General features: G+C 70.1%; 13 protein-coding genes. 4 read left to right on the forward strand and 9 right to left on the reverse strand.

Annotation, left to right across the window (positions count from 1 at the left end):
- Positions 1-97 precede the first annotated feature (97 nt).
- Positions 98-5,809, reverse strand: coding sequence for an excinuclease ABC subunit UvrA (uvrA, locus tag ASC76_RS11565; RefSeq protein ID WP_056465616.1), 5,712 nt, complete (start codon positions 5,807-5,809; stop codon positions 98-100).
- A gap of 153 nt (positions 5,810-5,962) precedes the next feature.
- Here uvrA and ASC76_RS11570 point away from each other — a divergent pair, with 153 nt between their 5' ends.
- Together ASC76_RS11570 and ASC76_RS11575 are read left to right on the forward strand one after the other, a co-directional pair.
- The gene (locus ASC76_RS11570; RefSeq protein ID WP_162247115.1) at positions 5,963-8,023 is read left to right on the forward strand and encodes a PAS domain-containing hybrid sensor histidine kinase/response regulator; all 2,061 of its coding nucleotides are present in this window, start codon (positions 5,963-5,965) and stop codon (positions 8,021-8,023) included.
- Between the two features lie 184 nt (positions 8,024-8,207).
- Positions 8,208-13,088: a PA14 domain-containing protein gene (locus ASC76_RS11575; protein WP_056465620.1), complete on the forward strand. Its 4,881-nt coding sequence runs from the start codon at positions 8,208-8,210 to the stop codon at positions 13,086-13,088.
- A 40-nt stretch (positions 13,089-13,128) separates the two neighbouring features.
- On the opposite strand, the gene ASC76_RS11580 is transcribed toward ASC76_RS11575, so the two are convergent.
- The 8 genes from ASC76_RS11580 to ASC76_RS11615 all read right to left on the reverse strand — a co-directional run bounded on the left by ASC76_RS11580 (position 13,129) and on the right by ASC76_RS11615 (position 22,740).
- A complete protein-coding gene (locus ASC76_RS11580; RefSeq protein ID WP_056465622.1) occupies positions 13,129-13,968 on the reverse strand; it encodes an alpha/beta fold hydrolase in 840 nt (279 codons plus the stop codon).
- Entirely contained in the window at positions 13,965-15,035 is a 1,071-nt protein-coding gene (locus ASC76_RS11585; RefSeq protein ID WP_056465624.1) for a branched-chain amino acid ABC transporter permease, read from the reverse strand. The genes ASC76_RS11580 and ASC76_RS11585 overlap by 4 nt, the downstream gene beginning before the upstream one ends.
- Before the next feature lie 8 nt (positions 15,036-15,043).
- Positions 15,044-16,075: a branched-chain amino acid ABC transporter permease gene (locus ASC76_RS11590; RefSeq protein WP_056465626.1), complete on the reverse strand. Its 1,032-nt coding sequence runs from the start codon at positions 16,073-16,075 to the stop codon at positions 15,044-15,046.
- Positions 16,072-16,815 (reverse strand): ABC transporter ATP-binding protein, encoded by a 744-nt coding sequence (locus ASC76_RS11595; protein WP_056465628.1) that lies wholly within the window; start codon positions 16,813-16,815, stop codon positions 16,072-16,074. The genes ASC76_RS11590 and ASC76_RS11595 overlap by 4 nt, the downstream gene beginning before the upstream one ends.
- On the reverse strand, positions 16,812-17,570 hold the full coding sequence (locus tag ASC76_RS11600) for an ABC transporter ATP-binding protein (RefSeq protein ID WP_056465630.1): 759 nt from the start codon (positions 17,568-17,570) through the stop codon (positions 16,812-16,814). The genes ASC76_RS11595 and ASC76_RS11600 overlap by 4 nt, the downstream gene beginning before the upstream one ends.
- Positions 17,570-18,778 (reverse strand): substrate-binding domain-containing protein, encoded by a 1,209-nt coding sequence (locus tag ASC76_RS11605; RefSeq protein ID WP_056465632.1) that lies wholly within the window; start codon positions 18,776-18,778, stop codon positions 17,570-17,572. The genes ASC76_RS11600 and ASC76_RS11605 overlap by 1 nt, the downstream gene beginning before the upstream one ends.
- 198 nt (positions 18,779-18,976) lie before the next feature.
- Positions 18,977-21,193 (reverse strand): TonB-dependent siderophore receptor, encoded by a 2,217-nt coding sequence (locus tag ASC76_RS11610; RefSeq protein ID WP_162247116.1) that lies wholly within the window; start codon positions 21,191-21,193, stop codon positions 18,977-18,979.
- Between the two features lie 44 nt (positions 21,194-21,237).
- Positions 21,238-22,740, reverse strand: a complete 1,503-nt coding sequence (locus ASC76_RS11615; RefSeq protein WP_056465637.1) for a sigma-54-dependent Fis family transcriptional regulator — start codon at positions 22,738-22,740, stop codon at positions 21,238-21,240.
- Positions 22,741-22,832: 92 nt separating this feature from the next.
- Between ASC76_RS11615 and ASC76_RS11620 the strand changes: the two genes are divergently transcribed.
- Positions 22,833-23,534 carry a GntR family transcriptional regulator gene (locus tag ASC76_RS11620; RefSeq protein ID WP_056465639.1) on the forward strand — a complete coding sequence of 234 codons (702 nt, stop codon included), beginning with the start codon at positions 22,833-22,835 and terminating at the stop codon, positions 23,532-23,534.
- A complete protein-coding gene (locus ASC76_RS11625) occupies positions 23,527-24,825 on the forward strand; it encodes a malonyl-CoA decarboxylase (RefSeq protein ID WP_082549058.1) in 1,299 nt (432 codons plus the stop codon). Before ASC76_RS11620 ends, ASC76_RS11625 begins: the two co-directional genes overlap by 8 nt.
- The last annotated feature ends 23 nt before the right edge of the window (positions 24,826-24,848 follow it).

Here is a 24,848-nt window from a genome sequence, read left to right on the forward strand (position 1 = left end):
GCGATCGACGCCGCGTTCGCCGCGAACCGCGACCCGAACTTCGGTGGCGACACCGACAAGGCGCATCGGCAGCTCTTCTCGCGCATCGTCAATTTCCTCACCCCCTCGCCAGCACCGGCCGCAACGCGGTCCCGGTGTGGCTGCGCGGATTCGCGACCAGCGCATCCGGCGTGCTCTCGCCGACCACCGCACCGCCCTTCACGCCGCCCTCGGGCCCGAGGTCGATGACCCAGTCGGCTTCGGCGATCACGTCGAGGTCGTGCTCGATGACGACGACGCTGTGGCCGCCGTCGACGAGCCGGTGCAGCACGCGGATCAGGCGCTCCACGTCGGCCATGTGCAGGCCCACCGTCGGCTCGTCGAGCACGTAGAGCGTGTGCGGCGCCTTGTTGCCGCGGCGGGTCAGGTCGTCGCGCACCTTGCTCAGTTCGGTGACAAGCTTGATGCGCTGCGCCTCGCCGCCGCTGAGCGTGGGTGACGGCTGGCCGAGCGTGAGATAGCCCAGGCCCACGTCCTTCAGCAGCTGCAGCGGGTGCGAGATGTTGGGCATGCTGGCGAAGAACTCGACGGCCTCGTCGACCTCCATCGTCAGCACGTCGCCGATGCTCTTGCCGCGCCAGCTGACCGCCAGTGTCTCGGCGTTGAAGCGCGCGCCGTGGCACACGTCGCACGGCACCTTCACGTCGGGCAGGAAGCTCATCTCGATCGTCTTCATGCCCTGGCCTTCGCAGCCGGGGCAGCGGCCTTCGCCGGTGTTGAACGAGAAGCGCGCCGGCGCGTAGCCGCGGGCGCGCGCTTCGAGCGTGTCGGCGAAGAGCTTGCGGATCGTGTCCCAGAAGCCGATGTAGGTGGCCGGGCAGGAGCGCGGCGTCTTGCCGATCGGCGTCTGGTCGACCTCGAGCACGCGGTCGATGTAGCCCCAGCCGTCGATGCCCGCGCAGCCCTGCCAGTTGGGCTTGCCGCCCTTGCTGTTGATGAACTGCAGGTTCGCGAGCAGCACGTCGCGCGCGAGCGTGGACTTGCCCGAGCCGCTGACGCCGGTGACGGCGACCAGGCGCTTCAGCGGCAGGTCGACGGTCACGTCCTGCAGGTTGTGCAGCGTCGCGCCCTTGATCGTCAGCAGGCGGTTGGCCTCGCTCTCCTTGCGCACCGTCGCGGCCGTCACCGGCTCGATGAACCTGCGCGCCTGCAGCGGGTGGATCAGCGGGTTCGCGAGGAAGCGGCCGGTCACCGAGTCGGGGTGGCTGCTGATCTCGCTCGCGCTGCCTTCGGCGACCAGATTGCCGCCGCGCTTGCCGGCGCCGGGGCCGATGTCGATGATGTGGTCGGCGCGGCGGATCGTGTCCTCGTCGTGCTCGACGACGACCAGCGTGTTGCCCTTGTCGCTCAAGGTCTGCAGCGCGTTCAGCAGCACCTGGTTGTCGCGCGGGTGCAGGCCGATCGTCGGCTCGTCGAGCACGTAGCACACGCCCTGCAGGTTGCTGCCGAGCTGCGCGGCCAGGCGGATGCGCTGCGCCTCGCCGCCGCTCAGCGTGGGCGCGGCGCGGTCGAGCGTCAGGTAGCCGAGGCCGACTTCCTCGAGGAACTCGAGCCGGCTCTTGATCTCGCTGACCACGTCGCGCGCGATCTCCGCGTCGCGCCCGGCCAGCTGCAACGCCTCGACCCAGAGGCGCGCATCGGCGACCGACCAGGAACCGATCGTCGTGATCGGCTCGCGCTCGAAGGTGACGAGGCGCGACGCCGGATTCAGACGCGTGCCGGCGCAATCGGGGCACGGCTCGTCAACGACGCCCTCGACCTCCTGCTCCTCGGACGGGAACGACTGCTCGCGCCCCTTGTTGTCGTCGTCGCGGATCGAATCGTCGTAGGCCTTGCGCTGCTCGCGGGTCAGCCGCAAGCCGGTGCCGACACAGGTCGTGCACCAGCCGTGCTTGCTGTTGTAGCTGAACATGCGCGGGTCGAGCTCGGGGTAGCTGGTGCCGCAGGTCGGGCAGGCGCGCTTGGTCGAGAAGACCTTGACCGTGCCGATGCGCGCGGTCGAGGTCTCGTTCGCCATCGCGCCGACCAGCCCGTCGAGCGGCGCGAGCAGGTGCATCACGCCCTTGCCGAGTTCGAGCGCGCTGGCGAGCAGGCCGCGCAGCGCCGCCTCGTTCGCCGGGTCGACGACGATGTCGCCGACCGGCAGTTCGAGGGTGTGTTCCTTGAAGCGGTCCAGCCGCGGCCAGGGGTCGACCTTCAGGAATTCGCCGTCGACGCGAAGGTGGGTGTGGCCGCGGCTCTTGGCCCACTTGGCCAGGTCGGTGTACACGCCCTTGCGCGCGACGACCAGCGGCGCGAGCAGCCCGACATGCTGACCCTTGTGATCGCGCAGCAGCTGCGCCGCGATGCTCTCGGCGCTCTGCGGGCGGACCGGCGAGCCGTCCTTGACGCAATGCTGGAGGCCGAGCTTCACGTACAGCAGCCGCAGGAAGTGCCAGACCTCGGTGGTGGTCGCGACCGTGCTCTTGCGCCCGCCGCGCGACAGGCGCTGCTCGATCGCGACGGTCGGCGGGATGCCGTAGACGGCGTCGACCTCCGGCCGGCCGGCCGGCTGCACGATGCTGCGCGCATAGGCGTTCAGCGATTCGAGGTAGCGGCGCTGGCCCTCGTTGAACAGGATGTCGAACGCGAGCGTGCTCTTGCCCGAGCCGGACACGCCGGTGACGACGCTGAACTTGCCGCGCGGGATGCTCACGTGGAGCGACTTGAGGTTGTGCTCGCGCGCGTTGACGATGCGGATGACTTCGTCGCTGGCCTTGCGCTCGTCGCGCGCCTGCTTGACCAGGTACTGCAGCGGCCGGCCTTCCTCCACTTGATGACCGCCGAGGCCCATCTGCACGTCGTAGTCGGCGAGCGCCTTGCCGGTGTGCGAGCTCGGATGCCGCTTCACCTCTTCCGGCGTGCCGGTGCAGACGATCTGGCCGCCGGCGTCGCCGCCCTCCGGGCCGAGGTCGATCAGCCAGTCGGACGCGCGGATCACGTCGAGGTTGTGCTCGATCACGATCAGCGAGTGGCCGGCGTCAAGCAGCTTGCGGAACGAGCGCATCAACTTCGCGATGTCGTCGAAGTGCAGCCCGGTCGTCGGCTCGTCGAACATGAACAGCGTGCCGCGCTTGGCGACCGCCTGGCGACTCGCGGTCTGCGACTGCGAGCTCTCGGCCAGGAAGCCGGCGAGCTTGAGCCGCTGCGCCTCGCCGCCCGACAGCGTGGGCACCGGCTGGCCGAGCTTCACGTACTCCAGGCCCACGTCGACGATCGGCTGCAGCACGCGCAGCACCTCGCGGTCGTCGCGGAACAGTTGCACGGCTTCGCTGACCGTGAGTTCGAGCACGTCGGCGATCGACAGCTCGCGGATCAGGTCGCCCGGCAGGCGCCGGTCGATCTTGATGTCGAGGATTTCGGCGCGGTAGCGGCGGCCGTCGCAATCGGGGCAGCGCAGGTACACGTCGCTGAGGAACTGCATCTCGACATGCTCGAAGCCCGAGCCGCCGCAGGTCGGGCAGCGGCCGTCGCCGGCGTTGAAGCTGAACATGCCGGCGCCGTAGCCGCGCTGCTGCGCGAGCGGCGCCTGCGCGAACAGCTTGCGGATCTCGTCGAACGCGCCGACATAGCTCGCGGGGTTGGAGCGCGCGGTCTTGCCGATCGGCGACTGGTCGACGAACACCGCGTCGCTCAGCCAGTCGGCACCGAGCAGCAGGTCGTGCTCGCCCGGCGTCTCGGTGGCCTTGCCGAAGTGGCGCGCGAGCGCGGGCGCGAGCACGTCCTGCATCAGCGTGGACTTGCCCGAACCCGAGACGCCGGTGACGCAGACCAGGTGCAGCAGCGGGAACTCGACCGTCACGTTCTTCAGGTTGTGGTCGCGCACGCCTTCGAGGATCAGCTTCGGCGTCTTCTCGCTCATCAGGCGCTTGATGCCCATGCCGACATGCTTGCGGCCGCCGAGGTAGGCGCCGGTCTGCGTGTCGGCGTGGCGGATCGCCTCGGGCGTGCCGTCGAACACGATGCTGCCGCCGCGCTCGCCGGGGCCGGGGCCCATGTCGATCAGGCGGTCGGCTGCGAGCATCACCGCCGGGTCGTGCTCGACGACGACCAGCGTGTTGCCCGCATCGCGCAGCCGGTGCATCGCCTCGATGATGCGGTTCATGTCGCGCGGGTGCAGGCCGATGCTGGGCTCGTCGAGCACGAACATCGTGTTGACCAGCGAGGTGCCGAGCGCGGTCGTCAGGTTGATGCGCTGCACCTCGCCGCCGCTGAGGGTGCGGCTCTGGCGGTCGAGCGTCAGGTAGCCGATGCCGACGTCGACCAGGTACTTCAGCCGCGTGCGGATCTCGTCCTGCAGCAGCTTGAGCGCGTCGTCGAGCATCGTGCTGGGCAGCGTCAGCTGGTCGAAGAAGCGGTGCAGCCGCTCGATCGGAATCAGCATCAGGTCGTGCACGGTCAGGCCGGGGAGCGCTTCGAGCTGCTCACGCGACCAGCTCACGCCCGCCGGCATGAAGCGCTTCGCCGGCGCGAGTACCGCATCGGCGTCGTCCTTCGTGCCCAGGCGCCACAGCAGCGACTCGGTCTTCAAGCGCGCGCCGTGGCAGGTGCCGCACGGCGTGTAGGCGCGGTACTTCGACAAGAGCACGCGGATGTGCATCTTGTAGGCCTTCGACTCGAGGTACTCGAAGAAGCGCTTGACGCCGTACCACTGCTTGTTCCACTTGCCGTTCCAGTTCGGCGAACCGTCGATGACCCAGTGGCGCTGCGCGTCGGTGAGCTGCGCCCACGCGGTGTCGCGCGGGATGCCGGCCTCGCCGGCGTACTGCATCAGGTCGTCCTGGTTCTCCTTCCAGGCCGGCGTCTGCAGCGTCTTGATCGCGCCCGAGCGCAGGGTCTTGCGGTGGTCGGGAATGACCAGACCGTAGTCGACGCCGATCACGCGGCCGAAGCCGCGGCAGGTCTCGCACGCACCGTAGGCCGAGTTGAAGCTGAACAGCGCGGGCTGCGGGTCGGCGTAGCGGATGTCGCTGTCGGGCGAGTGCAGGCCGGTCGAGAAACGCCACAGGTCGGGCTCGCCTTCTTCCTTGAGCGCATAGACGTTGACGCGGCCCGTGCCGCGCTTCAGCGCGGTCTCGATCGCCTCGATCGCACGGATCTTCTCGGTGCCCTGCAGGCGGAAGCGGTCGGCGACCACGTCGAGCAGCTTGCGCGGGCCGGTCGGCGAGGCGACCTCGCGCTCGGCCTGCACGCGCGTGAAACCGCTCGCGGCGAGCCACTGCTCGACCTCGAGTGCGCTGGTGCCGCCCGGCAGCTCGACCGGGAAGGTGACGACCAGGCGCGGATCGCCGACCGCGGTGCGCTGCATCAGCTCGGCGTAGATCGTCTCGGGGGAATCGTGGCGCACCGGCAGCGCGGTCTGCTTGTCGAACAACTGCGCGGCGCGCGCGAACAGCAGCTTCAGGTGGTCGTTCAGCTCGGTCATCGTGCCGACCGTCGAGCGCGAGCTGCGCACCGGGTTGGTCTGGTCGATCGCGATCGCGGGCGGCACGCCGTCGACCCGGTCGACCGCCGGCCGGTCCATGCGGTCGAGGAACTGGCGCGCGTACGCGCTGAAGGTCTCGACGTAGCGGCGCTGCCCCTCGGCATACAGCGTGTCGAACACCAGGCTCGACTTGCCCGAACCGCTCGGTCCGGTCACGACCGTCATCTCGCCGGTGCGAATGTCCAGATCGATGTTCTTGAGGTTGTGCTGGCGCGCACCGCGGATGCGGATCAGACCGGAACTCATGGGGAACTGCTTTCCTGAGCGAGCCGGACATTCTAGGGACGGCCCTTCGGCAGCGCCCGAACGCGACACAAAGACCCCGCCCGATCACCCTACACTTGTTAACATTCTCGATTCGCCGAGTCGCCCCACCCTGCCATGCGTGACGATCCGCCCGTGTCCCACCCCGTCGACCCGCCGCAGCCTGCAGCGGCCGGCGTGCTCGATGCGGCGGCGCGAAACGACCGGCGCCTGTTCGAGAGCCTGAACGAAGGCATCTGGGAACGCGACCTGCGCACCGGCGAGGTCTGGTATTCGCCGCGCTACAAGGCGTTGCTCGGGTTTCGCGACGAGGAACTGGAAAACCTGATCGACGCGGTGCGCGGCCGGATCCACCCCGACGACCTCGACCGGGTTCGCGATGCGTACGCGATCGCCGAGAGCAGCATCGGCGTCGGCGAGGCGCAGGCCCGCATCCAGGTCAGGGACGGCAGCTACCGCTGGTTCCGCGGCCGCTTCCGAGTCTGGCCCGACACCGACGGGCAGCCGGCGAGGCTGGTCGGCGCGCTCTACGACGTGCACGACCAGGTGATCGCCACCGAGGCCCTGCAGGCCCAGCAGGCGGTGCTGGAGCAACGCGTGCTGGAACGCACCCAGCGGCTCGAGGCCGCGCTGCAGCTCGCCGACAGTCAGCGTCTCGAGGCCGAGCGCGCCAACCGCACCAAGGCCAGCTTCCTCGCCCACATGAGCCACGAGCTGCGCACGCCGCTGAACGGCGTGCTGGGCATGACGCAGCTCGCCCAGTCGCTGGCGCTGAACGCGGAGCAGCGCCGCTACCTCGAACTGGCCCAGCAGGCCGGGCAGACACTGCTCGGCTTCCTCGACGACGTGCTGGACTTCGCACGCGGCGAGGCCGGCCGGCTGCAGCTGCGCGACGCGCCGTTCGACCTCGCCACGCTTGCCGCCGAGACCCTGCGCAGCTTCATGCCGAGCGTGCGCCGCAAGGGGCTGGACGTCGGCTTCGACTACATCGGCGACATCACCGCGGTGCGCGGCGACGCCGCGCGCGTGCGCCAGATGATCAGCAACCTGCTGGGCAACGCGATCAAGTACACGGAGCGCGGTCACGTGCTGCTGATCGTCGCCGTCGACGCCGACGCGGACCCGCAGCAATGCCGGGTGCGGCTGCGCGTGCGCGACACCGGCATCGGCATGGACGCGGACACCGCGGCGCGCGTGTTCGAGCCGTTCGAGCAGGGCGAGTCCGGCAGCGATCGCCGCCATGGCGGCTCCGGGCTCGGCTTGTCGGTCGTGCAGGTGCTTGCGCGACTGATGGGCGGCGAGGTCTCGGTCCGCAGCCGACCGGGGCTGGGGTCCGAATTCCGGGTCGAGCTGCAGCTGGCGGCCGACGCCGAGCAACCGCTGCGGGCGCTCGCCGCGACCACACCCCGTCGGGGTCACTCCTGGGTGCTGATGCGCGACGCCGGACTCGGGGCCGGTGCGAGCCAGCGGCTGGCGCGGCTGGGCGGGACGTCGCGCGTGCTCGACAGCGTGCCGGCCGCGATCGACACGCTCGTCCGCCGCGACGGGGCCCCGCCCGACTACGTGCTGATCGCCGAAGACGCGATCGGGCCGGACACCGACTTCGCGCAGCTGCGCCAGCACCTGCGCCCCGGAGTGCCGGTGACGCTGCTGCTGCGCCCCGACTTCGACCTGCGCACGGTGTACGCCGCAACCGAGCGCTGGGAGATGCGGATCTGCGTCGCACCGCTGACGCCGGCGGACCTGCACGCGACGCGGCGCCGGGACCTCAAGCCACCGGCGGGCGGGGTCGAGCCCTCGCCGCCGCCGGCGAGCGATCGGCCGGCGAACGTGCTCGTCGTCGAGGACAACCTGTTGAACCAGATCATCGCGCGCGAAATGGTCGCCGCCCTCGGCCTGCAGCCGGCCGTCGTCGCCAGCGGCGAAGAGGCGATGCTGAGCTGCCGCAGCATGCCGCCGGACCTGGTGCTGATGGACATCCAGATGCCCGGCATGGACGGGCTCGAGACCACGCGCCGGCTGCGCGCGCTGCAGGCCCGCGGCGAGTTGCGCGCGTTCCCGATCATCGCGTTGACGGCCCACGCCATGGTCTCGGACCGCCAGGCCAGCCTCGAGGCCGGCATGGACGAGCACCTGACCAAGCCGGTGCAGCTCGAGCAGCTGCGCAGCGTGCTGCGCCACTGGCTCGGCCACTGATGCCCCCTGATGCGCCGCGGCGCCGGGCGCACGCCGCCGTGAGCTAATCACGGTAGATAACGCATCGGCGCGACAGAGCGTCGATGCGCACCCATCTGCGGGGTAGGCCGCGAGGAGCGCTGCTTCGTAGAGTCGCGCGGTCCCCGTCACTCACCCGGCCGCCGCGGAGGCTGCCCCGCGCACCATGATTCCCTCTGCCGCCGCCGCGCGCCTGGCCGCGTCCCTCGTCGCGCTGTCCACCCTCGTCTCCTGCGGTGGCGGTGGCAGCGCGCCCTCGCCCACCTCGGGCGCCCAGGCCGATGGTGCGAGGCAGAAGGCGCTGGCCTACGTGCCGCCCGGCGCGATCCCGAGCGACGCGAACCTGAAGGGCATGTGGTCGCCGGTCTTTCCCTGGCCGGTCATCTCGGTGCACTCGGTGCTGCTGCCCGATGGCCGCGTGATGACCTACGGCTCGGACACCTCGGGCCAGCAGACCGGCCATGCCAACGTGGACGTCTGGGACAGCAGCGGTGCGCCCGACACCGGTCACCTGACGCTGCCGAACGGCACCGGCACCGACCTGTTCTGCAGCTCGCAGCTGCTGCTGCCGCAGAGCGGCAACGTGCTGATCGCCGGCGGCGACGTCTGGACCGGCACGCAGACCACCAACACCGGGAACAACAACAGCAACCTGTTCGACAGCGCCAGCGGTTCGCTCACGCGCGGCGCCAACATGCAGCGCGCGCGGTGGTACTCGTCGGCGACGACGCTGGTCAACGGCGAGACCTATATCCAGGGCGGCACCGGCGGCGCCGACCGGCCCGAGATCCGCAGCGTGGACGGCAGCTTCCGCGTGATGAGCGGCATCGACACCGGCACGCTCGGCGCGTACTACCCGCGCAACTTCGTCGCGCCCGACGGCCGCATCTTCGGCTACGCGCCCGACAGCGGCCAGATGTACTACGTCGATCCCGCCGGCAACGGCAGTCTCACGCTCGCCGGCAAGTTCAACACCGCGCTCAGCGGCGGCTGGTACTCCAGCACCGCGATGTACCGGCCCGGGCGCATCCTGCAATTCGGCGGCAACGCGAACGGCGCCTACACGATCGACACCACCGGCGGCACGCCGGTGGTGGCGCCGACGCAGTCGATGTCGAGCACGCGGGCCTGGGTCAACGCGACGATCCTGCCGGACGGCAAGGTCCTGGCCACCAGCGGCAGCGCGGTCGCCGGCGAGGCGACCGGCTACAACAACATCGCCGAGACCTGGGACCCGGCCACCGGCCAGTGGAGCCAGGGCGCGGTCGCGCAGAAGATGCGGCTGTACCACTCCAACGCGATCCTGCTGCCCGACGGCAGCGTGCTCGTCAGCGGCGGCGGCGCCACGCAGACGACGCCGATCACCGACCCGAACAAGAACAACCTGAACGCCGAGATCTACTACCCGCCGTACCTGTTCGCGGCCGGCGGTGTGCGTGCCCCGCGGCCGTCGATCGCCAGTGCACCGACCTGGATCGACATCGGCAAGACCGTCGCGCTCGAGCTGGCCGACGCGGGCGCCGTCAGCCGCGTCACGCTCGTCAAGACCGGCTCGATGTCGCACAGCTTCAACTTCGAGCAGCGCTTCCTGGAGCTGCCGTTCAGGGCCAGCGGCAGCCGGGTGACCGTGCAGGCGCCGACCCGCGCCGCCGAGGCGCCCCCCGGTTACTACCTGCTGTTCGTCTTCGATGCCGCAGGCGTGCCGTCGGTCGCGAAGATCGTGCGCCTGGGCGTCGCCACCGACCCGAACCCGTCGATCACACCGGTGATCTCGAACCCCGGCGCGCAGACCACGCGGGTCGGCAACGCCATCACCCTGATCCTGAGCGCGAGCGACCCGAACGGCGACGCGCTGAGCTACGGCGCCGCGGGCCTGCCGCCCGGGTTGGTGCTGGACCCGACCAGCGGCCGCATCACCGGCAGCGCGAGCGCGGTCGGCAGCTACAACGTCGTCGTCTCGACGACCGATGGCGTCAACACCGCGACCGCGAGCTTCGTGTGGACGGTGCAGGCGAGCCAGCCGCTCACGCTCGGCGCGCCGGCGGCGCCGGCCTTCATCGTCAGCAACGGCACCGCGACCTACACCGCCAGCGCGACCGGCGGCGCGAACCTGCGCTACCAGTGGAACTTCGGCGACGGCACGGCCACCACCGCGTGGTCGACCAGCGCGACCGTCACCCACGCGTTCGCGACCGGCGGCTCCTACACCGTCACCGTCACCGTGACCGACGACAGCGGCGCGCTGCAGTCGCGCAGCTTCACGCAGGCCGTGTACCTGCCGACCACCGCGCGGCGCCCGGGCGCCTCGACCAACCTGCTGGTCGAGACGCCGGCCAGCGGAAATCCACGGCTGTGGGTCGTGAACCAGGACAACGACAGCGTCAGCGCATTCGACACCGTGACACTCGCCAAGCTCGGCGAAGTGGCGGTGGGCGCCGGTCCGCGCGCGATCGCGCAGGCGCCGAACGGCCTGCTGTGGGTCAGCAACAAGCAGGCGTCGTCGATCAGCATCGTCGACCCGGCGACGCGCGCGGTCACCCGCACGATCGCGCTGCCGCGCGGCACGCAGCCGTTCGGCCTCGTGATGGCACCGAACGCGACCACCGCGTATGTCGCGCTGGAGGCCGGCCGGCAGCTGCTGAAGTTCGACACCGCAAGCTACGCGCAGACCGGCAGCCTCGCGATCGGCCCGAACGCGCGGCATCTGTCGGTCACGGCCGACGGCGCAAGCGTGTACGTCTCGCGCTTCATCACGCCGCCGCTGCCGGGCGAGGGCACGGCCACGGTCACGCCGACCGCGACGACCGGCGGCGAGGTGGTCCAGGTCGCGACCGGCACGTTCGCCGTCGTGCGCACGATCGTGCTGCAGCACAGCGACAAGCCCGACACCGAGAACCAGGGCCGCGGCATCCCGAACTACCTCGGCGCCGCGGTGATCTCGCCCGACGGCACGCAGGCCTACGTGCCGGGCAAGCAGGACAACGTCAAGCGCGGTGCACTGCGCGACGGCACCGGCCTGAACTTCCAGAGCACGGTGCGCGCGGTCAGCTCGCGCATCGTGCTGACGAGCAACAGCGAAGACCTGAACGCACGCGTCGACCACGACAACGCCAGCCTCGCCAGCGCCGCGGTGTTCGACCCGCGCGGCGTGTACCTGTTCGTCGCGCTCGAGACCAGCCGCGAAGTGGCGGTGATCAACGCGTTCAGCGGCCAGCAGCTGTTCCGCATCGACGTCGGTCGCGCGCCGCAGGGCCTGGCGGTCGCGCCGGACGGCAAGCGCCTGTACGTCAACAACTTCATGGAGCGCACGGTCAGCGTGCGCGACCTCACACCGCTGCTCGAACAAGGCGTATACGACCTGCCGCCGCTGGCCACGCTGAACGCGGTCGGCACCGACAGGCTCGCGGCCAGGGTGCTGCTCGGCAAGCAGCTGTTCTACGACGCCCGCGACCCGCGCCTGGCGCGCGACCGCTACATGAGCTGCGCGAGCTGCCACAGCGACGGCGGCCACGACGGCCGCACCTGGGATCTGACCGGCTTCGGCGAGGGTCTGCGCAACACGATCGCGCTGCGCGGGCGCGGCGGCATGGGCCACGGCTTCCTGCACTGGAGCAACAACTTCGACGAGGTGCAGGACTTCGAAGGCCAGATCCGCAACCTGGCCGGCGGCAGCGGCCTGATGACCGATGCCGACTTCACGGCCGGCACGCGCAGCCAGCCGCTCGGCACGAAGAAGGCCGGTGTCAGCGCCGACCTCGACGCACTCGCCGCGTACCTGAATTCGCTCGACACCTTCGCGCCAGCGCCGGCGCAGCCCGGCGCGACCGCGCTGTCGGCCACCGCGACGGCCGGCAAGGCGGTGTTCACGGCGTTGAACTGCGCTGCCTGCCACAGCGGCGCGGCGTTCAGCGGCAGTGGCGAGAACACGCTGGTCAACATCGGCACGCTGAAAGCCTCGAGCGGCCGCCGGCTCGGCGGCACGCTCACCGGCATCGACGTGCCGACGCTGCGCGACGTGTGGGCGACCGCCCCCTACCTGCACGACGGCTCGGCGCCGACGCTCGAACTCGCGGTGCGCGCGCACGGCGGCATCGCCGTCGGCGACACCGACCTCGCCAGCCTCGCCGCCTACCTGCGCGAGATCGGCGGCGACGAACCGGAGGCGCTGCCCGCGGCCGGCAACGGCACCGGCCTGCGCGCGAGCTACTTCGGCAACCTGACGCTGAGCGGCACGCCGGCGCTGACGCGCACCGAGGCCGTCAACTTCTCCTGGGGCCCGGCCGCGCCGGGCGCGGGCGTCCCGGCGGACAACTTCTCGGCGCGCTGGGCCGGCACGCTCGTCGTGCCCGCGACCGGCACGTACCGCTTCCAGACGCTGTCGGACGACGGCCTGCGCCTGTGGGTCAACGGCGCCGCGGTGATCGACAACTGGACCGACCACGGCCCGACCACCGACACCAGCGCCGGCGTCAACCTGGTCGCCGGGCAGCGCGTGGCGATCCAGCTCGAGTACTACGAGCGCACCGGCGACGCGACGATGCAGCTGCGCTGGGTCACGCCGGGCAACGCCACCGCGGTGGCGATCCCCGCCAGCGCCCTGGTGCCCCAGGCCGCCGCGAGCAACGGGCTGGCAGCGAGCTACTTCAACAACGTGAGCCTCGGCGGCGCGGCCGTGCTCACGCGCACCGAGGCAGTCGATTTCGACTGGGGCACCGGCTCGCCGGGCGCCGGTGTCAACGCCGACAACTTCTCGGTGCGCTGGAGCGGCAGCCTGATCGTGCCGACCAGCGGCAAGTACAGCTTCCAGACCGCGAGCGACGACGGCGTGCGGCTCTGGATCGACGGCGTGCAGCTCGTCAACAACTGGACCGACCACGGCCTGACCACCAACACCACGGGCGCCGTCTCACTTTCGGCCGGCCAGCGGGTCAGCGTGCGGATGGAGTACTACGACCGCACCGGCGGCAGCACCGCGCGGCTGCGCTGGCAGCCCCCGCGGACCAGCGGCTACGTCGCGGTGCCGGCGACGAACCTGTCGCCGAACTGAGCGGGACGCTGCCGCCGCCAGCGGCGGCGCGGAAGCCGGTTCAGGCCGCGCCGAAGAACCGCTCGATCAGTGCGAACTGCTCAGGCGTGTTCAACGACGGCGCGTGGCCGCAGCCGGCGATCTCGACGACGACCGCGCGCGGCCCGCGCCGGCGCATCTGCTCGACGGTGGCGGGCAGCAGCAGGTCGGACTCGGCGCCGCGCAGGCACAGCACCGGGATGTCGAGCGAATCCCATTCGTCCCACAGACCGTAGTCGTCGGCGTGGTGGGTGAACTGCATCACCATCGCCGGGTCGTAGTGCGGCGTGACGCGGCCATCGGGCAGGCGCCGCGTCGAGGTCTCGGTCAGGCGGCGCCACTGCGCGTCGCTCATCGCGCCGTAGGGCTTGTAGACGCTGCGGAAGTAGGCCTCGAGCTCGGTCACGGTCGCGAACGCCGCGGGGTTGCCGGCGTAGCTGCGGATGCGCTCGATCGCCGCGGCCGCGACCTCGGGGCCGCTGTCGTTCAGCACCAGCCGGCGGACGCGGCCGCGCAGCACGCCGGCCGCGGCATGCATGCCGATCGCGCCGCCCATCGAGGTGCCGAGCCAGTGCACGCGGTCCAGGCCCAGGCCGTCGAGCAGGCCGAGCGCCAGCTGGTCGTAGAACGCGAGGCAGTACTCGCGCTCCGGTGTCGGGCTCCACTGGCTCAGGCCGCGGCCGATCGTGTCGGGACAGATCACGCGGTAGCGGCGCGCCAGGTGCGCGGCGATGTCGTCCATGTCGCGGCCGGTGCGCGCCAGCCCGTGCCACGCGATCACGGTCTCGGCGTTCCCCGCGCCCCACTCGGTGTAGTGCAGCTCACGGCCCGCGCAAGTGATGTAGTTCGAGGTGAAGCTCATCGCACGCTCCCACGCATCGCGCGCAAGCGCCCGACCACGCCGCTCGGGAAGTGGTAGACCGACAGCACGAACAGGATGCCCAGCCACAGCAGCCAACGGTCCGGCGAAACCAGTTGCGCAACGATCGGAATCCCTTCGACGCTGGACGCACCGAGCTTCATCAGGTCCTGCAGGTAGTTCTGCGCCAGCACCAGCAGCGCGCTGCCGATCACCGCGCCGTAGATCGTGCCCATGCCGCCGATCACGACGATCAACAGCACGTCGAGCATGATCTCGAACGACAGCGTCGTGTCCGGCCCGTTGTAGCGCAGCCAGAGCGCGAGCAGCACGCCGGCGAGCGTCGCGAACAGCGCCGACAGCACCGACGCCAGCGTGCGGTAGACCACCGTGCGGTAACCGATCGCCTCGGCGCGGAAGTCGTTCTCTCGGATCGCCTGCAGCACCCGGCCGAACGGCGAATTGACGATGCGCAGCAGCATCAGCACCAGCGCCACCGCCGCGAAGAACAGCAGGTAGTAGGTGACGAAGCGGCCGTCGATCGACGCGCCGAGGAACGGCTCGGCGAGGTATTCGGTGCCGGGCTGCAGCGCCTCGGGCACCTTGAAGGTCAGCCCGTCCTCGCCGCCGGTGAATTCCGACAGCTGCGACGCCAGGCCGAGGAACGCCGACGCGACTGCGAGCGTGATCATCGCGAAGAAGATCGCCTTGACCCGCAGGCTGAACAGCCCGATCAGCAGCGACAGCACCAGCGAGATCACCAGCGCGCAGCCGACGCCGAGCGCCACCGCGCCCCAGGTGGCCCCTAGCGCGGTGCTGGCGATCGCCACGCCGTACGCGCCGATGCCGAAGAACATCGTGTGCGCGAAGCTGACGATGCCGGTGTAGCCGAGCAGCAGATCGAAGCTCGCGACCAGCACGATGAACACGATGATCTTGGCCGAGACGTTCAGCGCCTTGGTGCTGGGGAACAGGAACGGCGTCAGCGCCAGCCCGAGCACGATCACCGCGAGCAGGATCGCCAGCACGCGGTTGCGCGGCAGGTCGTGGGAGAGGAGTCGATTGAACATGACTGGGATCAGCGGTTGGCGACGGGGTACAGCCCCTGCGGTCGCCACAGCAGGATCAGCACCATCAGCCCGATGTTCGAGAACATCGCGACCTTCGGCGCGAGAAAGCCGGTGTAGTTCGCCATCAGCCCGATGAGCAGCGCGCCGATGAAGCAGCCCATCGTCGAGCCCAGCCCGCCAATGATGATGACGATGAAGATCAGCACGTTCACATGCGCGCCGATCTGCGGCGTGACGCCCTGCTGGTACAGCCCCCACAGCGCGCCGCCCAGCCCGGCCAGCGCCGAGCCGGCGACGAACACGCCGACGAACAGGCGGCGGATGCGGTAGCCCAGGCTCTCGACCATCTCGCGGTCCTGCACGCCGGCGCGGATCAGCAGGCCGAGCTTGGTGCGGTTCAGCGTGTAGAGCATCGCGAGCAGCACCACGGCGCCGATTCCCGTGGCGAGCAGGCGGTACTTCTCGACCGCCGCGTCGCCGAACAGCGTGATCACGCCGCGCAGCGCGGTGGGCATCTCGATCGGGATCGGCGTGGCGCCCCAGATCACCTTGATCAGCTCCTCGCCGATGATCATGCCGCCCATCGTGATCAGGATCTGCTTCAGGTGCTGGCCGTAGACCGGCCGCACCAGCACGCGCTCGAAGGCCCAGCCGACCGCGCCGGCGATCAGCATCGCGACCACCATCGTCGCGAACACCGGCACCAGGTTGCGCCAGAGTTCGGGCGAGGTCGTCCAGCCGCTCATCGCGCCGAGCACGCTGGTGGCCAGGTAGGCGCCGAGCGCGATGAACACGCCGTGGCCGAAGTTCAGCACGTCCATCAGCCCGAACACCAGCGTCAGGCCCGAGGCGATGATGAAGATGATCATCCCCATCGCCAGGCCCGCGACCGTCAGCGTGACCCAGGTGCTGGGCGAGCCGATCAGCGGCAGCGCGAGCAGCGCCAGCGCGGCGACCAGCGCGATCGGAATCCAGTCGAAGCCGGCCTTCGGAATGGCCGCCGCGGCTTGCGCGGGCGTGGCGAGGGTCGTGGTGCTCATTGGTGTGCGCCGAGCGAGAGCCCGAGGAATTTCTGCTGCAGCGATTCGTCTTCGGCGAGTTCGGCCATCGGCCCGGCGTGCACGACGCGGCCGTCGTCCATCACCGCGACGCGGTCGCCGAGCGCCTTCGCGACGGCGAAGTTCTGCTCGACCAGCAGCACCGTCGTCTTCGTGCTCTTCAGCTCGCGCAGCGCGGCGATCAGGTTCTGCACGATCGCCGGCGCCAGGCCCTTGCTCGGCTCGTCGATCAGCAGCAGGCGCTGCTCCTCGACCATCGCGCGGGCGATCGCGAGCATCTGCTTCTGCCCGCCGGAGAGCTTGCCGGCCGGGTAGAGCCAGAACTTCTTCAATGCCGGGAACAGGCCGAACAACCACTCCAGACGCGCCGTGTCCATCTGCTCGACGCTGCGTGCCTTGCGCGCCGCGAGCAGCAGGTTCTCGCGCACCGTCAGGTCGCCGAAGATGCCCATGTTCTCGGGCACGTAGGCGATGCCGAGTTGCGCGATGTCCGGCGTGGCGCGCTGGCCGGCCTTTCCGCCGATGGGTTGGTCGTCGAAGCGCACCTCCCCCTGCGACGTGGCCCACAGGCCCATGATCGTGCGCAGCGTCGTCGTCTTGCCGGCACCATTGCGGCCGAGCAGCATCGTGACCTGACCCGCCGGCACCGTGAGGTCCACGCCGTGCAGGATGTGGTACGCGCCGATGTGGGTGTGCACCCCTTGCAGCGTCAGCAGGCTCATGCCGCCTCCGCTTCCGGCGCGATGCCGAGGTAGGCCTGCTGCACGATCGGCGAGGCGATGACCGCGGCGGGATCGCCATCGGCGACCAGCTGGCCGTTGTGCAGCACGATGATCCGGTCGGCCAGTTCACGCACCACGTCCATCTTGTGCTCGACCAGCAGGATGGTCTTGTTCGCTTCCTTCTTCAGCGCGCGGATCAGGTCGAGGATCACCGGCACGTCGTCGACGCTCATGCCGGCCGTCGGCTCGTCGAACATGTAGACGCTGGGCTCCAGCGCCATCAGCATCGCGACCTCGAGCTTGCGCTGGTCGCCGTGCGGCAGGCTGCTGGCGGCGGCGTCGGCCCGGTCGGCGAGCCTGACGCGCGTGACGAGTTCCATCGCGCGGTCGAGCGTGGCGCGCTGGTCGAGCCAGACCGACCACAGGTTCAGCCCCTGCTTGCGGCGTGACTGCACCGCCAGCCGCACGTTCTCGAGCACCGACAGGCTCGGGAACAGCTGCGTCAGCTGGAACGCGCGGCCGAGGCCGCGGTGCGTGCGCGCCGACGCCGCCTCCTTCGTGATGTCGACGCCGCCCAGCAGCACCGCGCCCTCGCTCGCGGGCAGCTGCCCCGAGATCAGGTTGAAGTAGGTCGTCTTGCCAGCGCCGTTCGGCCCGACGATCGCCGTCAGCGTGCCCGGTTGGAAGGCACAGCTGACGTGATCGACCGCGACGTGTCCGCCGAAGCGGATCGTCAGGTTTCGCGTTTCGAGCATCAGCGCTTGTTGCGGATGGGAACGTCCATTTCCTCGGGCTTGATCTCGCGCACCAGCTCCGGCACGCCCCACGCGAATGCCGGGTCGACCTTGATCTTGAAGTGGTACATGCTCTGCATCGCCTGATGATCTTCCTTGCGGAAGGTCATCTTGCCCTTGGGCGATTCGAAGCTCATGCCTTCCATCGTCTTGATCAGCTTGTCGGTGTTGGTGTCACCGGCGGTCTTCTTCAGCGCCTCGACCAGCGCGATGCCGGCGCTCATGCCGCCCGCGGTGAAGAAGTCCGGCGGGGTCTTGTAGGTCTTGTAGTGGTTCGCGACCAGCCACTCGTTGACCGGGTTCTTCGGGATGCCGAAGTAGTAGTAGGTCGCGCCTTCCATCCCCGGGAACTGCTTGTAAGAGACCATCGCCGGCATGATGTTGCCGCCGGTCGCGATCTCGATGTTGTAGCGCTTCAGGTCGAGGTCGGCGATCTTGAACGGGTTGCCGGCGCCGGCCCAGATGATCCAGATCACTTTGCGGCCGGGCTGGTCCTTGAGCTTGTCGATCAGGCGCTGCGCACCGGCAGTGAAGTCGGTGGTGTTCGCGGGCAGGTATTCCTCGTGGACGATCTTGGCCTTCTTGATCGAGTCCTTGAAGGCCTTGACGCCGTCGCGGCCGAACGCATAGTCCTGCGCCAGCGTCGCGATGCTGGTGCCGGCCTTGTCCTGCGCCACGGCGTTGCTGATCGCGTCCTGCGAGCTGTTGCGGCCGGTGCGGAAGATGTACTTGTTCCACTTGTCGCCGGTGATCGAATCGGCCACGGCCGGCTCGACCAGCAGGATCTTCTTGTACTCCTCGGCCACCGGCAGCAGCGCCAGCGCGACGCCCGACGAGCTCGGGCCGACCGCGATGTCGGCCTTGTCGTCGCCGTAGGCGGTGGCGAGCAGGCTCTTGCCCACGTCCGGCTTGCCCTGGTCGTCCTTCTCGATCACGACGATCTTCTTGCCGGCGACAGTCATCGTGCCGCCGGTCGCGTAGTCGAGGCCCATCATCAGGCCGGTCTGGGTCTGCTTGCCATAGGCCTCGAGCGGGCCGGACTTGCTGTAGACGTGGGCGATGCGGATCTCTTTGGCCTGCGCGAATACGAGCGGCGAAGCCACCAGCGCGGCGGCGACGGAGAGGGCACCGAGCGCGGCGCGGCGCGGGGTCGAGGGCTGGAACGGCATGGGTTTGTCTCCTGACGAAGTGTCGTGGCGTGGGCCTTCGTCGCAAACGCTGTGCCACAACGCACCGACTTAGTGCTAACCCTGAACTTGCCGGGCGACGACCATGCAACGTCGAGAGGGTCTAGTCGCTCAACTGTCCGAACTTCGGACAAAGTGGCGAGTTTCGCGACTGACATTCGGACACTGTCCGAATCTGGCTCACAGCTTGATCTCGAGCCGCACCTGCAAGTTCAGATAGGTCGGCGCCGCATTGACGGTCGTCTCGCGGATCGGCACCCCCGTGAACGGATCGGCCCCGTCGACGCTGCCGCCGGTCAGGTACTCGCGCGGGTTCAAGTTGGTGGCGGTCACGCGCAGCTGCAGCGTCGGGCTGAAGACCCACACGCCGTACGCGTCGACCACCACCTTGCGGCCCTGGTAGGCCGTCTGGATCTCGCTGACGCGGGTGTCGTACGCCGGCGTCCAGTTCAGGTTGCCGCCCAGCGTCAGCGGCCAGCCCGGCACGCGGTAGTCGGCGCCGAGGTTCGCGGTGTAGCCCGGCTGCTGGTCGAGTCGGTTGTCGGGGCCCGGCACCGCGTCGACACGCGAGCGGAACACGCTGGCGTTGGCACGCAGGTCGAGCCGGGGCGCGCCGGCGATCAGTTCGCTGAGGCGGAACCTGGCTTCCAGCTCGAGGCCCTGCGTCACCGCGTCGCCGATGTTCTGCGGGCGCGACACGTAGCGCGGCTGGCCTGGCGACCACGCGACATCCTCCAGCGCGGTCTGGCTGCGCATGTAGTTGCGGATCTGACGCCGGAACACGTTCGCGCTGAACAGCCCGCCGCCCGGCAGATAGCGCTCGATCGCGATGTCGACGCCGGTCGCGAGTTCGGGCCGCAGGTCCGGGTTGCCGGCGCGGTCGGGCTGGGTCGGCGTGTTCGGGCCGGGCGCCGGGTAGCGCGTATTGAGGCTGGGGCGGCCGATCAGGTTCTGCAGCGTCGGCGAGCGGTAGCTCCGCGTCAGGCTGAAACGCACCTGGTCCCGGCTCTCCGGCTCGGGCTTCCAGACGGCGTGGAACAGCGGCGTCCAGACACTGCTGCTGTTGGTCTGCTCGACGCTGCCGTTCTCGCCGCTGGCGCCGCGGGTCGTGATGCCTTCCCAGCGCAGCCCCGCATGCACGGCCCATTGCGGCGTCAGGTTCCACTCGTCCTGCCCGTATGCGGCGAACCGGGTCGACGCCGCGCTGACGTTGTCGCCGAAGTTCGCGAGCAGCGTCGGGTCGTTGGTGGTGCGGGTCTCGCGGCGGCGGTTGGCCTCGCCCTCGGCCCCGGCGACGAGGCTGTGGTCGCCGGCCAGCGTGCGGATGAACTTGCCGGCGACGAGCGCATTGCGGTCCAGGGTGTCGCCGCGGTCGTCGAGCGTGCGGCTGAGGGCGCCGGCGGTGAATTCGTCGCGCAGGCTGTGCGTGAGGCTGCGGCCCTGGCCGGCGCCGAACTTCCATTCCACCCGACCGCCGGCATCGAGCCGGTGGTTCCACTGGCCGTTCAGGCGCAGCAGCGTGAAGCTGCCGTCGCCGTCGGTGCGGCTGGTGTCGTAGGGCACCGGTTGCGTGCCCACCGTCTGCGTCAGCGTGCCCTCGCGCAACGTGCTGCCGCGACCGTGGATCAGCAGCGGCATCAGCGTCACCGTGTCGATGCCCTGCTCGCCGCGCCACTGCAGGCGGCCGGTCGCGTGCAGGCCGGCGCGCTTTTCGCGCACGCGGCCGACATCGCGCTGCGCCAGCGTGACACTGTCGTCGAGCAGGCTGCGGTCGACGGTGGTCGAGGTGCTGCCGCTCTCGCGGTCGGTCGAGAACGCGCTCAGCGAGTAGTTGACGATGAACGGGCCGACCGGCTCGTTGCGCGTCCACGAGACGCTCGGTTGCAGCCGCCCGTTCTCGAGCGCGGCGCTCAGCCGCACGTCGTTGATGTGCTTGTTGAAGCCCTCGCGCGTGATGATGTTGATCGTGCCCGCGATCGCGCGCGCGCCGGTCTCGGCCGTCGGCGCGCGCAGGATCTCGATGCGCTCGATCTGCTCCGGCGTGAGCGAATCGAGCGAGAAACCCGGCGGGATGCGCTGCCCGTCGAGCAGGATCTGCGTGTAGCCGTTGCCCAGACCGCGCATGCGGATGTTGCCGCCGCGGCCGGGGCGGCCCTGCATCGTCACGCCCGGCAGGCGCTTGAGCACATCGCCGAGGTTGCTGTCGCCGTAGCGCTCGATCTCCTCGCGGCCGATCACGATCTTCGCGGCGGTCGACTGGCGACGCTCCTCGGTGTCCGACGCGCGCGTCGAGGTGATCTCGACGCGCTGGAGTTGCGCCGGCGCCGAAGCCGCCGATGCCGGCGCGGCCGGCGGCGTCTGCGCGTGCGACACCCCGCTCGCCCCGAGCGCGAGCACGAACGCGAGCCGGGCGCAGCGCGCCGCGTGTCGCCGACCGCGCCTCACTCGGTGCCGTCGCGCTGCGCCAGCGCGAGCTTCTCGTACAGCGTCGCGCGCGAGATGCCGAGCAGCCGCGAGGCCGCGAGCTTGTTGCCGCCGGTTGCCCGCATCGCCTCGCGGATCGCGCGGCTTTCGAGTTCGGCGACGGCCTGCGAGAGCGGCTTGACGGCGATGTCGAACGGCGCCGGCTCGTTGGCCGCGGACCCGGCCGGGCGGCTGGCAGGCGCCGGCGCCGCCCGCTGCGCGTCGCTCGCCAGCGATTCGAAGTGCGCGCCCGTCAGCAGCAGGTCGTCGGTCATCAGGCTGGCCTGCTCGAGGGCATTGCGCAGCTCGCGGATGTTGCCTGGCCAGCGCTGCCGGCCGAGCAGGTCCAGCGCGTCGGCCGACAGCGTCTTGTGCGGCAGGCCGCTGCGCCGCGCGATGTCCTCGGAGAGCGAATCGACCAGCGCCTCCAGGTCGCCGAGCCGCTCGCGCAGCGCCGGCAGGCGGATCGGCAGCACGTTGAGCCGGTAGTACAGGTCGGCGCGGAACGTGCCTGCCGCCACCATCGCCGGCAGGTCGCGGCTGGTCGCCGCGATGATGCGCACGTCGATGCGCTGCACGGTGTTGCTGCCGAGCGGCTCGACCTCCTGCTCCTGCAGCACGCGCAGCAGCTTGCTCTGCAGCGCCAGCGGCATGTCGCCGATCTCGTCGAGCAGCAGCGTGCCGCCGTCGGCCAGCTTGAACTTGCCGTCCCGGCCCTTGCGCTCGGCGCCGGTGTACGCGCCGGGCGCGACGCCGAAGAACTCCGCTTCGAGCAGCGTCTCCGGCACCGCGGCGATGTTGACCGCGATGAACGGCCTGGCGGCGCGCCGGCTCGCCGCGTGGATGCCGTGCGCGAGCAGCTCCTTGCCGGTGTCGGTCTCGCCGAGCAGCAGCACCGTGCTGTCGGTCTGCGCGACGCGGCGCGCCTGGCGCTTGACCTCGACCGCCGCGGCGCTCGCGCCGACGAAGCTCGCGATCGTGTGCTTCGGGCGGCGTTGCTGCGTCAGGTGGGCGGCGAGCTCCTGGCGCGCCGAGGCCAGCTCGCGTTCCAGCTGCGCGAACTTGGCGGTCAGCGGGCGCATCGTCGTCTCGGGGTGGTCGAGCAGCACCATGCCGATTGCGCCGATCACCGCGCCGTCGGCATCGCGCAGCGGCAGCCGGCTGACCAGGAAGGTGCCGGCCTTGTTGGTCAGCAGGTCCACCAGCATCGCCTGCCCGGTGTCGACGACCTGCGCCATCAGCGTGTTGGGCACGACGTCCTCGACCCGGCGGCCGACGAAATCCGCCTCCTCGCGTTCGAGCGCCGGCAGGAACTGCTTGTAGCCCTCGCTGATCCAGACGATACGGTGCGCGCGGTCGATCACGAACATGCCCATCGCGGCGTTGGCCAGCGTGTCGAACATGCTTTGCGCGGCCAGCTTCAGCAGCCCGTCGGCATCGGCCGGCAGCGGGGAGGTGCGGGGGGGCGTCGGGTCGGGCATCGCCGAGCAGTGTAGGCGGGGCGGCCGGGTCGCCGAGCCGGCGCTTTCACCATGTTCTTGTAATTATGAATTATTGATTCTATATTTCGGCCATGGTCACCCCCACCCCGCTGCGACCCGGTTCGCTGCACGAAGAAGTCGCCACCCGGCTGCGCACGATGGTGTTCGAGCGCCAGCTCGCGCCCGGCGAATGGATCGACGAACTCGCGCTGGCGCGCGACTGGCAGATCAGCCGCACGCCGCTGCGCGAGGCGCTGAAAGTGCTCGCGGCCGAAGGCCTGGTGACGCCGGTGCCGCGCCAGGGCTGCAAGGTCACCGAGTTGTCCGAGCACGACGCGGACGACCTGTTCCCGGTGATGGCCCTGCTCGAAGGTCGTTGCGCCTTCGAGGCGGTGCGCAAGGCCACGCCGGCCGACGTCAAGGCGCTGCGCAAGCTGCACGAGGTGCTGGAACGCCATGCCGCCACCGGCAACGTCGATGGCTACTACCGCGCCAACCACGAGTTCCACACGCGGGTGCAGGCGCTGGCCGACAACCGCTGGCTCGACCGCGCGACCAACGACCTGCGCCGCTTCCTGCGCATGCTGCGCGGCCGGCAGCTGAACTGGCCCGGCCGCATCAACGCCTCGATCAACGAACACCGCGTGCTGATGGACGCGATCGAGCACGGCGACGCCGCCCGCGCCGAGCGCACGATGCACGACCACCTGCTGGCACAGCTCGCCGCGTTGAAGGCGCTGCGCGCGCACGAGCAGGCGCAGGCGGCGGAAACCGCGGGAGGCGCCCGTGCTTGAGGAACTCCGCAACGCGGCACGCCGCGTGCAAGGCGAGCGCGGCCTGCGCGACCTGCTGAGCCACTGCCGGCAACTGCTGACCGAGCGCGGCGAAGCCAACAGCGTGGCGATCGCGCGCGACGTGGTGGCACGCTTCGCCGCCCTGCCCGACGATCAGCAGACCGTGTTCTTCGAGCGCCTGTCGCACGACTTCAGCCCGGACCCGGCCACCGTGCTGCAGAGCGCGCAGGCCTACGCCCGGGAGCCGAACGCGCCGAACCTGCTGCGCCTGATCCGCAACGCCGAGCCGCCGCGCCAGGAGCTGCTGCGGCGCATCAACCGCACGCCGGGGGGTACCTCCAGCATCGTCGCGATGCGGCGCGCGCTGCTCGCCCGCATCAAGAGGCAGCCGGCGCTCGAAGCAGTCGAGGCCGACTTCCTGCACCTGCTGTCGAGCTGGTTCAACCCCGGATTCCTGCAGATGCAGCGGGTCGACTGGAATTCGCCGGCGCAGCTGCTCGAGCAGATCATCCGCCACGAGGCGGTGCACCAGATCGACGGCTGGGACGACCTGCGGCGCCGCCTGCAGCCCGATCGACGCTGCTTCGCGTTCTTCCACCCGCAGCTGCCGAACGAGCCGCTGATCTTCGTCGAGGTGGCACTGCTGCCCGAGATGCCGGCCGCGATCGCGCCGCTGATCGACAAGGCCTCGGTGCCGCTGCTGCCCAAGCAGTTCAAGGTCGCGGCGTTCTACTCGATCAGCAACTGCCAGCCGGGGCTCAAGGGCGTGTCGCTCGGCAACTTCCTGATCAAGCGCGTGGCCGAGGAGCTGCAGCGCGAGTTGCCGCAGCTGCGCACCTTCTGCACGCTGTCGCCGATCCCCGGCTTCGCGGCCTGGCTGCGCGCCGGCGCGCCGTGCGCGGGCCTGACCAAGCCGCGCGCCGAACGGCTGGCGCAGACGCTCGCCGCGCTCGGCACCGCCGGCATCGGCGATCTGGCGGCGCTCGCGAATGCCGAGGCCTTGCGTGCGATGAATCCCGAGACGACCCAGCTGCTGCTGCGCCTGTGCGCCTTCTACCTCGGCCAGCACTCGACCGCGCCGGGCGGCGACCCGGTCGCGCGCTTCCACCTCGACAACGGCGCGCGGCTCGAACGGCTGAACGCGCTCGGCGACCTGTCGGCCAAGGGCTGCAAACAATCGCTGGGCCTGATGGTCAACTATCTCTACGATCTCGACAAAATCGAAGTGCACCACGAGAAGTTCACGCAAGGCGAAGTGGCGCAATCCCGGGCACTGGCATCGCTGCTGTGACCGGCGGGCGCCGAAGACGACGG

Origin of the sequence: Rhizobacter sp. Root404, from assembly GCF_001425865.1 — a bacterium.
Lineage (GTDB): Bacteria > Pseudomonadota > Gammaproteobacteria > Burkholderiales > Burkholderiaceae_C > LMDS01.

What these genes read in the sequence shown, in the direction of transcription:
- uvrA (WP_056465616.1), bottom strand. Translation starts at nt 5,809, where the DNA reads ATGAGTTCCGGTCTGATCCGCATCCGCGGTGCGCGCCAGCACAACCTC.
- ASC76_RS11580 (WP_056465622.1), bottom strand. Translation starts at nt 13,968, where the DNA reads ATGAGCTTCACCTCGAACTACATCACTTGCGCGGGCCGTGAGCTGCAC.
- ASC76_RS11595 (WP_056465628.1), bottom strand. Translation starts at nt 16,815, where the DNA reads ATGAGCCTGCTGACGCTGCAAGGGGTGCACACCCACATCGGCGCGTAC.
- ASC76_RS11620 (WP_056465639.1), top strand. Translation starts at nt 22,833, where the DNA reads ATGGTCACCCCCACCCCGCTGCGACCCGGTTCGCTGCACGAAGAAGTC.
- ASC76_RS11585 (WP_056465624.1), bottom strand. Translation starts at nt 15,035, where the DNA reads ATGTTCAATCGACTCCTCTCCCACGACCTGCCGCGCAACCGCGTGCTG.
- ASC76_RS11590 (WP_056465626.1), bottom strand. Translation starts at nt 16,075, where the DNA reads ATGAGCACCACGACCCTCGCCACGCCCGCGCAAGCCGCGGCGGCCATT.
- ASC76_RS11575 (WP_056465620.1), top strand. Translation starts at nt 8,208, where the DNA reads ATGATTCCCTCTGCCGCCGCCGCGCGCCTGGCCGCGTCCCTCGTCGCG.
- ASC76_RS11605 (WP_056465632.1), bottom strand. Translation starts at nt 18,778, where the DNA reads ATGCCGTTCCAGCCCTCGACCCCGCGCCGCGCCGCGCTCGGTGCCCTC.
- ASC76_RS11615 (WP_056465637.1), bottom strand. Translation starts at nt 22,740, where the DNA reads ATGCCCGACCCGACGCCCCCCCGCACCTCCCCGCTGCCGGCCGATGCC.
- ASC76_RS11600 (WP_056465630.1), bottom strand. Translation starts at nt 17,570, where the DNA reads ATGCTCGAAACGCGAAACCTGACGATCCGCTTCGGCGGACACGTCGCG.